This is a genomic window from Mesorhizobium sp. B2-3-10 (genome assembly GCF_006442275.1).
Taxonomy (GTDB): Bacteria; Pseudomonadota; Alphaproteobacteria; order Rhizobiales; family Rhizobiaceae; genus Mesorhizobium; species Mesorhizobium australicum.
On the sequence record NZ_VFVT01000006.1, the window covers coordinates 92,907 to 103,550 of the forward strand.

Here is a 10,644-nt window from a genome sequence, read left to right on the forward strand (position 1 = left end):
ACCGAGATACACCGCCGATGGTTATGCCCACGGCAACGAGGCTGCCTGCTACCCTGCCCGCTCGATGCGGATGACCTGTGGCTTGTCGGTCAGATGGCCGTCCTTGGTGATGCCGTCGACAGCCTTGCGCACGGCGGCCTCGGTAGTCTCGTGGGTGACGAGGATCACCGTCTTCTGCGCCGCCGCCTCGCCGCTGACCGCATGCTGGACGATCGACTCCAGCGAAATATCGTTGTCGGCCATGCGCTTGGCGATCGCCGCGAACACGCCGATGCGGTCGTGCACGGTCAGCCGGATGAAGTAGCCGCCGGCATGGCTGCGCATCTGCGCCTTCTTATACGGTCTCAGCTCCTTCGCCGGCCGGCCGAAGACGGGACCATGCTGAAAGCCGGGCCGGCTCTTGGCGATGTCGGCGATGTCGCCGATGACCGCCGAGGCGGTGGCATTGCCGCCGGCGCCGGGGCCCGAGAGCAGCAACTCGCCAAGGATATCGGTCTCGATCGCCACCGCGTTGGTGACACCATGCACCTGCGCGATGACCGAAGCAGTCGGCACCATGGTTGGGTGCACACGCTGCTCGATGCCGCTTTCGGTGCGCTGGGCGACACCGAGCAGCTTGATCCGGTAGCCGAGATCGCCGGCGGCACGGATGTCGGCCTGGGTAATGTTAGAAATGCCTTCCATGTAGATGTCGTTGGCGGCGATTTTGGTGCCGAAGGCAAGGCTGGTCAGGATCGACAGCTTGTGCGCCGTGTCATGGCCCTCGATGTCGAAGGTCGGGTCGGCTTCGGCATAACCCAGCCGCTGCGCGTCCTTCAGCACGACGTCGAAGGAGACGCCCTCGGCCTCCATGCGGGTCAGGATATAGTTGCAGGTGCCGTTGAGGATGCCGAAGACACGAGTGACGGAATTGCCGGCCATCGCCTCGCGCATCGTCTTGATGACCGGGATGCCGCCTGCCACCGCGGCCTCGTAATTGAGCAGCACGCCCTTCTTTTCAGTGATTTCGGCAAGCGCCACGCCATGCTTGGCAAGCAGCGCCTTGTTGGCGGTGACGACATGGCGGCCGGCTTCGAGCGCGGCCTTCACCGAGGCGCGCGCCGGCCCCTCATCGCCGCCGATCAGCTCGACGAACACGTCGATCTCGGCGGTCTGCGCCATCTTGACCGGATCGTCGAACCAATTCGCGGAGCTCAGATCGATGCCACGCTCGCGTTTCCGGTCGCGTGCGGAAATCGCCGACACGATGATGTCGCGCCCGCATTGGCGGGTCAGTTCCGCCGCCTTGTCGCGCAACACGCGCGCCACCGATGCACCGACCGTGCCAAGTCCAGCAATTCCAACACGCAGTGCTTCAGCCATGGAAGGCGACGCCCCTCAAATAAGATCGAATTTGTATTTACCGGTGGGCGGACAGCGGCACCACATTGTTGGGCTGCTTGGCGCTGGCCGACAGGAAGCGCTTGATGTTGCGCGCCGCCTGGCGGATCCGGTGTTCGTTCTCGACCAGCGCTACGCGCACGAAATCGTCGCCATGCTCGCCGAAGCCGACACCGGGCGCCACCGCCACATCGGCGTGCTCGATGAGCAGCTTGGAGAATTCGAGCGAGCCCAGATGACGGAACGGCTCAGGGATCGGCGCCCAGGCGAACATCGAGGCCGCGGGGGCCGGAATGGTCCATCCCGCGCGGCCGAACGCATCGACCATCACGTCGCGGCGTTTGTGATAGATGTCGCGCACCTCGGCGATATCGGCGCCGTCGCCATTGAGCGCGTGCGCCGCCGCCACCTGGATCGGCGTGAACGCACCGTAGTCGAGATAGGATTTGACCCGGGTCAGCGCCGAGATCAGCCGTTCGTTTCCGACGGCGAAGCCCATGCGCCAGCCGGGCATGGAGAAGGTCTTCGACATCGAGGTGAACTCGACGCAGACGTCGATGGCGCCCGGCACCTGCAGCACGGAAGGCGGCGGATTGCCGTCGAAGTAGATTTCCGAATAGGCGAGGTCGGACAGGATGATGATGTCGTTCTTCTTGGCGAAGGCCACCACGTCCTTGTAGAAATCGAGCGAGGCGACCAGTGCCGTCGGATTCGATGGATAGTTGAGGATCAGCGCCAGCGGCTTCGGGATCGAATGGCGGACGCCGCGCTCGAGCGCCGGAATGAAGCCGTCATCGGGCTCGACTTGCAGCGAGCGGATGACCCCACCCGACATGATGAAGCCGAAGGCATGGATCGGATAGGTCGGGTTGGGGCACAGGATCACGTCGCCGGGCGCGGTGATCGCCTGCGCCATGTTGGCGAAGCCTTCCTTCGAACCGAGCGTGGCCACCACCTGGGTGTCGGGGTTGAGCTTCACGCCGAAGCGGCGGGCATAGTAGTTTGCCTGGGCGCGGCGCAAACCGGGAATCCCGCGCGACGAGGAATAGCGGTGCGTGCGCGGATCGCGCACGACCTCGCACAATTTGTCGACGATGGCCTTGGGCGTCGGCAGGTCCGGGTTGCCCATGCCGAGGTCGACGATGTCGGCGCCCCGCGAACGGGCGCTCGCCTTGAGCCGGTTGACCTGCTCGAACACGTAAGGCGGAAGCCGGCGGACCTTGTGAAATTCTTCCATGGCAGTTCCAGACAGCAAGGGAGCGTTGGGCGCGCGCTATATACTCATTTGCAGGTAGGGTCGAGGGCGGGGTCGCATTTGCCTTCGATCTGCTTCAGGGTCTGCGGACCATGTTTCTTGGCGAGATCGGTCAGCGCCGCCTGGTTGGTGACGGCCGCGCCGCCGCCCTTGGCGCCCTGCCCGTTCTCGTCGGCCTTCAACTGGGCGAGCTTGGCTTTCTTCTCGGCCTCGGTGAATTGTTTCGCCGCCACCTGCGGCGGGATGTTGAGGTTCGGAAAGGTGCCGGTGTCCTTCGGACCCGCGTCGGTGGCCATCGGCACCGGACCGCTGGTATTCGTGCTCGAGCATCCGGCAACGGCCAGGAGCATGAGGGCCGCGCTGATGCGGCAAAAGTGGCCGGCACCGAAAAAAACAGTCTCGCCAAACTTAATCGTCATATTGTTTCCTTGGCAGCCGGGGTAGAGCGAGATTGGACCCTGTCGGATGTCCCATGTTAATATGTCAAGAAAACGCTTCCGGAGGAACCCCGCGAACCATGTCCAAAACACCCGATTCGGGCAAAGCGGAAGATGGCGGACCTTCGACGGTCGAGCAATATCTGGTGAAGGACCCGGAACGCTTCGCGCTGAACATGGCGCGGATGATCGAGCAGGCTGGCAAGGCGGCTTCCGCATGGGCCGAACCGCGCGAAAAAGGTGAGGTGCGCGACCAGGTCGCCGAGCCGGTCGTCGACATGGTCAAGACCTTCTCCAAGCTCAGCGAATACTGGCTCGCCGATCCGCAGCGGGCGCTCGAAGCGCAGACGCGGCTGTTCGCTGGCTACATGACGGTTTGGGCGAACGCCATCCAGCGCGTCAGCCCCAATGCCGAAGGCGCCGACGATGCCGTCAAGCCGGAGCGCGGCGACAAGCGGTTCCAGGACCCGGAATGGGGCCGCAACGCCTTCTTCGACTTCTTGAAACAGGCCTATCTGGTCACCTCGCGCTGGGCGTCCGAACTGGTCGACCATGCCGAAGGCCTGGACGAGCATACCCGCCACAAGGCGAGCTTCTACGTCAAGCAAGTATCCAACGCCATCTCGCCGTCCAATTTCATCCTGACCAATCCCGAACTGTTTCGAGAAACCGTCGCCTCCAACGGCGAAAACCTGGTGCGCGGCATGAAGATGCTGGCTGAGGACATCGCCGCCGGCAAGGGCGACCTCAAACTGCGTCAGGCTGACTATTCACCCTTCGAGATCGGCAGGAACATCGCCACCACGCCCGGCAAGGTGGTCGGCCGCAGCGATGTCGCCGAGATCATCCAGTATGATGCGGCGACCGAGACGGTGCTGAAGCGCCCGCTGCTGATCTGCCCGCCTTGGATCAATAAGTTCTATATACTCGACCTCAACCCGCAGAAATCCTTCATCCGCTGGGCGATCGAGCAAGGCCACACCGTTTTCGTCATCTCCTGGATCAATCCGGATGAACGCCACGGCGCCAAGAACTGGGAAGCGTATATCAGGGAAGGCCTGCAATACGGCCTCGACACGATCGAGAAGGCGACCGGCGAGCGCGACGTCAATGCTATAGGCTACTGCGTCGGTGGCACGTTGCTGGCGGCGGCCTTGGCGCTGATGGCTGGGGAAGGCGACGACCGCATCAAGTCGGCGACCTTCTTCACCACACAGGTCGACTTCACCCATGCCGGCGATCTGAAAGTGTTCGTCGACGAGGAACAGGTCGCGGCGGTGGAAAAGTCGATGAACGAAAAAGGCTATCTCGACGGCACCAAGATGGCGACCGCCTTCAACATGCTGCGCTCGGGTGACCTGATCTGGCCCTATGTTGTCAACAACTACATGCGCGGCAAGGACCCTTTGCCCTTCGACCTGCTCTACTGGAACGCCGATTCGACCCGCATGGCGGCGGCCAACCACTCCTTCTACCTGCGCAACTGCTATCTCGAGAACAACCTCTCGCGCGGCACGATGGAACTGGCGGGCCACACGATCTCGCTCGGCGATGTCACCATTCCGGTCTACAATCTCGCCTCCCGGGAAGATCACATCGCGCCGGCTCTGTCCGTCTTCCTTGGCTCGAAATATTTCGGCGGCCCGGTCGAGTACGTGATGGCGGGATCGGGCCATATAGCTGGCGTCGTCAATCCGCCCGCATCCAACAAATATCAGTACTGGACCGGCGGTCCGCCGAAGGGCGACTTCGACCAGTGGATAGCCTCCGCCACCGACCATCCGGGATCCTGGTGGCCGCACTGGCAAGGCTGGATAGAGGCCAAGGACAACACCCGTGTGCCTGCCCGCAAACCCGGCAAGCATATGAAAACCTTGGGCGATGCTCCCGGGACCTATGTCAAGGTGCGTGTGTAACGGACTGTAATGTCTGGTGAGTTGACGCCCCCGCAAAAGCGGGCGAAATGGTGTCGTCAACCATCAAGCGGCCGCAATTCGGCAATCGCTGCAAAAATACTTACAGGCTTGCTGATTTGACACAGGTCTCGTTTCCGGATCGGAGACAAAGGTCCACCTGACGCGGACATACCAGTCGGCGCCAGGTATATACCGATCGGACACCGAGGGGGAATTTGACTTTGAAATCAGCAGGATGGAGCCTCGCAAAGGGAGAACGCCGCGCCATTGTGGCAGCGCTCTGCTCCATGCTTCTGGCCTCCTGCACATCGGCTGGCGATCCGACAATGTCGGTTGGAATGCCCGGCTATAATGCTTCCGAATCGGACCTCCACGCCGCCTCTGCGGGCAAGCCTCTCGCCGCTGATTCGTCGTCGCAAGTGGCGACAGAGCAGACGACCGTGATGAGCGAAAGCGACACGGCACTCCCCGAAAAGGTTGCATACGTACCGATTGCCAAGCCTGGGGCCACTTTCCCGCTCACCATACCGGCCGGCGCGGAAACGATCGCGGGACAGACACCGCAGTCCTTGCAGCAGCCGGTACAGACGGCGCGGCAGACAGACGCGGTCGCCCAGAAGATCGCCGCCGCCGATGCCGCCGCCACCGCGCCGACGCCAGCCGCGGCACCGGTGATGAACAATCCGGTGTACGTGACCGCCGGCGAGGCGCCGCAAGCCGACGCGCCGAAGAAAAAAGGCTTCCTGGCGTCGATGTTTGGCGCCATCCCGGCTTCGGCCACGCCTGCTCCGCTGGTCAACACCCGATCGGGCGAACAGCCTGCCGTGCAGCCCAAGCCTGCTCCGCCCGCGGCAAAACCGATCATCACTTTGGCCTCTGCTGATTCCACGCAGAAGCCACTGCAACTGGCTTCACTTGGCGGCGATGCCGGTCACATCACCGGCAGCGACGCCTTGCCCGGCGTGCGCCAGACGGCCCTGTTCGAGATCAAGCGCAAATCCGGCCTCGACGATGAAAGCGACGTCGACCTCAACGAGGACGAAGGCTCGGGCGGCTCCTATCAGGTTGCCTCCGCCGCCGGCATGGCTCGGCTCGCGCCCAACGGTCTCTTGAAGCAGAATGAGAGCGTCGACGTGGCTTGCCTGAAGCCGTCCCTTGTGCGCGTGCTGAAGACGATCGAAGGCCATTACGGCCGCAAGATGATGGTAACCTCGGGCTATCGCGATCCGGCCCGCAACCGTCGCGCCAACGGCGCCAAGAATTCGCTGCACATGTATTGCGCCGCCGCCGACATCCAGGTGCCCGGCGTCTCCAAGTGGGAGCTTGCGAATTACATCAGGACCATGCCCGGCCGCGGCGGCGTCGGCACCTACTGCCACACCGAATCGGTTCATGTCGACGTCGGCCCCGAGCGTGACTGGAACTGGCGCTGCCGCCGGCGCAGCGGCGGTGACGACGGCTAGCGGCGATTTGTCGGGCTGGAGCCTGCCAGCGGAAGTCCCCGACTTCGTCATCCACCGGCAGAGCAGGAGCGAAGCTCCGTCGCGGACACCCGAGGATGCCGGGGCGCCTGACGTCACCGCGAATCGCAAGCTCTTCCGCCCCCGCGAAAACGCTGATTTGGCAGGTCGGAAAAAAGTTGTCCAAGGCGGCACCTAACGGGTTGCCGGTTGCACACAACGCCAGTATAAGCCGCTTCGTCTGAGCGCGCCCATCGTCTAGCGGTTAGGACACCGCCCTTTCACGGCGGTAACAGGGGTTCGATTCCCCTTGGGCGTACCAGAATTTTCAGACCTCGGTCTCTCCTTCCCGATTCTACACAGCGAATACCCGGCAGATTTGGCAGGCGGCACCGAATCGATAATTTGAGGATCACGGCGTCCGTTGCGGCCGATGCTCAAGCCTGTTGCGGTGACCGCTCGGATTCTCGACCTTGTCGAGCAAACGGGCCGGTGGTTAAATGGACCGTAAGGGAGCGCTCACATGGCAGTTCACCTTTCGGCGGATACACGCGCTCCTGCGGCAACGCCTCCAAAATATCTCTTTGGTCCGCTCGCGGACTTTCTGATGCTTGGCGGCAGCGCATTCCTGATTTTGCCGATGCTGTATTTCGTGCCGCTGAGATACGAAGGGCTCGTTGCGGCGACGATGCTTTTCCTGGCTTATCTGATCAACTATCCGCACTTCGCCCACTCCTACCAGCTCTTCTACCGCAATTTTGGGCGGAAGCTGCGCGGCGACGGGTATGACAGGAACCTGCAGATCCGCTACATTTTCGCCGGCATCGTCGTTCCCCTGCTCATGGGCGCATTTTTCGCTTATGGCTCGATAACGGCTAACGCCCGGCTCTTGGGGAATGCAACCAACGCGATGTTCTTTTTCGTGGGTTGGCACTACGTCAAGCAAGGCTACGGCATGTTGATGGTGGATGCCGTCCTGAAGCGCCGGTTCTTCACCGATCCGGACAAGAAAATCCTGCTGGTCAACAGCTATGCCGTTTGGCTGTTCGCGTGGCTTCAGACGAACACGGCGGTCAGCCAGGGAAAATACCTGGGGCTGGAATATTACACGTTTGCCACCCCTGCATGGCTCAATGCGATTGCACTCTCGGCCGCGGCCGCTTCCACGGCTGCCACGGTTGTGATGCTGATCAATCGCTGGACCAGGAATGGCGGCAGCCTGCCATATAACGGCATCATCGCCTACAGCGCGTCGCTATATCTTTGGATTCTGATCGTAAGGACAAATCCGCTCTGGCTGCTCGTAGTGCCGGCGCTCCATTCCTTGCAGTACCTGGCGGTGGTCTGGCGCTATCAGAGCAATGTCGAGCGTGATGCGCGCGATGCCGAAAAAATTCCGCAATCCAGAATCCTGTCGATTCTTGGTCCGGCCTACAGAGTGCGACTCCTGGAGTTCATCAGTGCTGGCCTCCTCCTTGGCGGTCTGGGTTTCTGGCTGATTCCGACCGCGCTGACCGCCATTGTCCCCTATGACCGGGAGGTCCTTGGATCGTCGCTGTTCTTCTTCATCGTGTTGATTTTCATCAACGTACACCACTACTTCCTCGATAACGTGATGTGGCGCCGCGGCAACCCCGAGGTGTCGAGATATCTGTTCCGTTAGAGCTTTTTGCACCCAAGCGGAACCGCTTAGCGTAATGCGGAATGGACCAGGGATGGGCTCCAATCCTGTCCCGGTCGACAATCCAGCCGCATCGGGATTTTGGAGGCCTCGCCTCGGAATCGAACCGAGGCTTCCGAGATTTGCAGTCTCTAGCGTAGCCGCTCCGCCACGAGGCCATACGTGCTTTCGTAAAGGGCAGGAGTTTAAAGATTCTTGATATCTTGGGTAAAAATTTCGGCAATCCCGCCCTGGCAAAAGAGCCTGTTACTGGGCGGAATGGAACCGTTCCAAACGTCCTTCGCCGACACGGCAGGGACAGCCCACGTCTAGCTGCCGACCAGCGGCACGGTAACGGTCGTCGCATAATTGATCGGAAAGGCACTGAAGTACGGGAAGTCTATGACGAACGCATAGGCAGCGGTCAGGTGCGCCATGCGAAAGCCGCCGCTCACGGGGTCGATGGCGATCGTGACGTTGACATCCTTCAGACCCAGCGCAAGCAGTTTCTGCGTCGCGATCGCCTGGATGTCGGCCTGAGTCAGCGTGTTGTTAAGCTGCAGGGACCGTGCGGACGCCTCCAGCGTGTACCGAACGCTTGAGGCCGAATTCATCGACCAGCCGAAGGCGAAGATTCCGAATAGCAGCATGATGAGGAACGGTGCGATCAGCGCGAATTCGAGCGCGGCTCCGCCCGATCGATCGGCCCTGAAGCCCCTCGCATTACCGAACACGGATCACCTCCAGGTGGCCGATGGTACTGGAGGCGGAAAAGACGCCGAAGGTGACGGGCGGCTGCCAGGTGGCAGATGCCTGGATTTGAACAAAGACCGAGGGCGCCTTCGGCCCGCTGCACAAAGTGGACGCGTCGACCACGGTAGTCCCGCACATATAAATCCGGCTTAGGGCGACCTGGCCGTCCGCCGGCCGCTTTTCCCAGCTCGCAATGGCAACGGCCTGGGTCGCCGTATCATTGGTCGACCCGGCCATGATCAGGTTCGCGGCGGTCTTTACGCCGGCGCGCATCGACAGCGAGCTGGTCACATAGGACCAGCCGTCCAGGATGCCAAGCAACGCCACGCACAGGAAAGGGAGCACCATTGCGAACTCGACCGCGGCGACGCCGGTGTCATCGCTCAGGATCGGCACTGATGGTCGTCCCATGGAAGGCTACTCGACCAGCGCTACGGATTGCGTGGCGGGAATGTCGCGCATTCCGAGACTTGTGCAGTCCTGATTGATGGTCGAGTTGCCGGACCATTGGATCATGTCTGCGACAACCTGAGTGCATCCGTTCTGGCCGGAGAAATTGCCGAGATAATTGACCTGCTGCTTGGGAAAATAGAGCGCGCCTGTCAGCAGCGAGGTTGCCGTGCCGTTGAAGGTGCTCTGTCCGCCGATGGCCGTTCTGTCGCCATACATCAGCACGCCCGAGTAAGTGCCGGACGTCGCCGCGCTCAGATTCACCGTGGCGTTGCCATTCATCGACACACGCGATCCGCCGGCGAGGTAGATAAGGACGCCATCGCCGGCGACGTTGGCGTTCGCGTTCACCTTGAAATCGCCACCCTGGATAACATAAACGCCAGGCTGCAGCGTCACGCTGCCGCTCAAGCTCAGTCCGTTGCAATATGTACCCGGGCCCAGCGCTGATTTGTTGGCGTTCTGACAGGGGTTCGAGGCCGCCGGGGCCGGCAGGCCGGCAAATGGATCCGCGGCAGGCAGCGCCTGGGTGATCGGGGCCGCGCAAACGGTGGTGACGGGATTGCTGAGAGAGACGCCGCCCGCCGTGATCAGACAATCGGCCTGGAGACCCGCCGATCCCTGAAGCTTGATGGCATCCGAGGCAATCGAATTGGCCATCACCGAGCAGCCTGTGACCTTCACGCTGGTGTTGCCTGAGAACAGGGCAGCCTGCGAGGCGGTCGGATCGAGCGCCAGCATGCAGGCCTTCGAAGCATTGGTGATGAGGGCCACGGCCCTCGCCTGTTCTGGAACCTGGGTCTGAGTGAAGATCGAGGTGAACATCCGATTGAGCTTTTGGCCGACGATCACTTCAACCGCTTTCTTGGCCGTGTTCGGTCCGGATGCGGGCGGCGTATTGACGACGATCGTGCCTGCGCCAAGCCCATTCGTCGCGGCCGACTGGGTCGCTGCGGCGACAATCGTCGGCGTGTCGGAACCCGAGATCTGCTCCAGCGCGCCGGCATAGGCCGCGGCATCCGCCGTGGCCTGCAGTCTCAAGCTGTTATAGTACCAATAGGAGGTTTCCACGCCAAAACCCGCCGCACCGACAACGATCGGCAGCGTGAGGGCAAAGATGGTGGCGACGTTCGCGGCTCTGCTGCGACCTATGCCAGCCGCCGTCAGCCGTATCCGGGTGAAGCAGTTGAATACCATGATCAATTAGAAAGCACGCATATATGAACGAATGGCTAAAAACTTAGGCTCATTTTCGATCAGGGGTGCCATTGTTTGATCGGCGGCCGCCGCCAACTGGAAGAACGGGAAGCCAACGGTCCAGGAGACAGGAATG

At 61.8% G+C, this 10,644-nt stretch carries 9 protein-coding genes and 2 tRNA genes; 4 read left to right on the top strand and 7 right to left on the bottom strand.

Features of this window, described 5'->3' with window-relative positions; translation table 11 throughout:
• Positions 1-48 precede the first annotated feature (48 nt).
• Genes FJ943_RS18560 through FJ943_RS18570 form a run of 3 tightly spaced genes read right to left on the bottom strand, consistent with a single transcriptional unit; the run spans position 49 to position 3,054 of the window.
• Positions 49-1,362 carry a homoserine dehydrogenase gene (locus FJ943_RS18560; protein ID WP_140723658.1) on the bottom strand — a complete coding sequence of 438 codons (1,314 nt, stop codon included), beginning with the start codon at positions 1,360-1,362 and terminating at the stop codon, positions 49-51.
• A 37-nt stretch (positions 1,363-1,399) separates the two neighbouring features.
• The gene (locus tag FJ943_RS18565; RefSeq protein ID WP_015317568.1) at positions 1,400-2,617 is read right to left on the bottom strand and encodes an LL-diaminopimelate aminotransferase; all 1,218 of its coding nucleotides are present in this window, start codon (positions 2,615-2,617) and stop codon (positions 1,400-1,402) included.
• Between the two features lie 44 nt (positions 2,618-2,661).
• Positions 2,662-3,054, bottom strand: a complete 393-nt coding sequence (locus FJ943_RS18570; RefSeq protein WP_015317567.1) for a hypothetical protein — start codon at positions 3,052-3,054, stop codon at positions 2,662-2,664.
• 98 nt (positions 3,055-3,152) lie between these two features.
• On the opposite strand from FJ943_RS18570, the gene phaC reads away from it, so the two are divergent.
• The 4 genes from phaC to FJ943_RS18590 all read left to right on the top strand — a co-directional run bounded on the left by phaC (position 3,153) and on the right by FJ943_RS18590 (position 8,111).
• On the top strand, positions 3,153-4,988 hold the full coding sequence (gene phaC / locus FJ943_RS18575; RefSeq protein ID WP_140716716.1) for a class I poly(R)-hydroxyalkanoic acid synthase: 1,836 nt from the start codon (positions 3,153-3,155) through the stop codon (positions 4,986-4,988).
• A 215-nt stretch (positions 4,989-5,203) separates the two neighbouring features.
• The gene (locus FJ943_RS18580) at positions 5,204-6,451 is read left to right on the top strand and encodes a YcbK family protein (RefSeq protein WP_140723661.1); all 1,248 of its coding nucleotides are present in this window, start codon (positions 5,204-5,206) and stop codon (positions 6,449-6,451) included.
• Between the two features lie 244 nt (positions 6,452-6,695).
• A tRNA-Glu gene (locus FJ943_RS18585) sits at positions 6,696-6,770 on the top strand.
• A gap of 201 nt (positions 6,771-6,971) precedes the next feature.
• Positions 6,972-8,111, top strand: coding sequence for a hypothetical protein (locus FJ943_RS18590; RefSeq protein WP_140723664.1), 1,140 nt, complete (start codon positions 6,972-6,974; stop codon positions 8,109-8,111).
• Between the two features lie 100 nt (positions 8,112-8,211).
• Here the strand turns inward: FJ943_RS18590 and FJ943_RS18595 are convergent.
• The 4 genes from FJ943_RS18595 to FJ943_RS18610 all read right to left on the bottom strand — a co-directional run bounded on the left by FJ943_RS18595 (position 8,212) and on the right by FJ943_RS18610 (position 10,508).
• Positions 8,212-8,287, bottom strand: a tRNA-Cys gene (locus FJ943_RS18595).
• Between the two features lie 150 nt (positions 8,288-8,437).
• Positions 8,438-8,842: a TadE/TadG family type IV pilus assembly protein gene (locus FJ943_RS18600; RefSeq protein WP_140661131.1), complete on the bottom strand. Its 405-nt coding sequence runs from the start codon at positions 8,840-8,842 to the stop codon at positions 8,438-8,440.
• A complete protein-coding gene (locus tag FJ943_RS18605; protein WP_140723667.1) occupies positions 8,832-9,257 on the bottom strand; it encodes a TadE/TadG family type IV pilus assembly protein in 426 nt (141 codons plus the stop codon). Before FJ943_RS18605 ends, FJ943_RS18600 begins: the two co-directional genes overlap by 11 nt.
• Positions 9,258-9,278: 21 nt before the next feature.
• On the bottom strand, positions 9,279-10,508 hold the full coding sequence (locus FJ943_RS18610; protein WP_181174582.1) for a pilus assembly protein TadG-related protein: 1,230 nt from the start codon (positions 10,506-10,508) through the stop codon (positions 9,279-9,281).
• Positions 10,509-10,644 lie beyond the last annotated feature (136 nt).

Excerpts from the sequence above, each read along its gene's own strand:
- FJ943_RS18565 (WP_015317568.1), bottom strand. The coding sequence starts at position 2,617 with ATGGAAGAATTTCACAAGGTCCGCCGGCTTCCGCCTTACGTGTTCGAG.
- FJ943_RS18610 (WP_181174582.1), bottom strand. The coding sequence starts at position 10,508 with ATGGTATTCAACTGCTTCACCCGGATACGGCTGACGGCGGCTGGCATA.
- FJ943_RS18570 (WP_015317567.1), bottom strand. The coding sequence starts at position 3,054 with ATGACGATTAAGTTTGGCGAGACTGTTTTTTTCGGTGCCGGCCACTTT.
- phaC (WP_140716716.1), top strand. The coding sequence starts at position 3,153 with ATGTCCAAAACACCCGATTCGGGCAAAGCGGAAGATGGCGGACCTTCG.
- FJ943_RS18560 (WP_140723658.1), bottom strand. The coding sequence starts at position 1,362 with ATGGCTGAAGCACTGCGTGTTGGAATTGCTGGACTTGGCACGGTCGGT.
- FJ943_RS18590 (WP_140723664.1), top strand. The coding sequence starts at position 6,972 with ATGGCAGTTCACCTTTCGGCGGATACACGCGCTCCTGCGGCAACGCCT.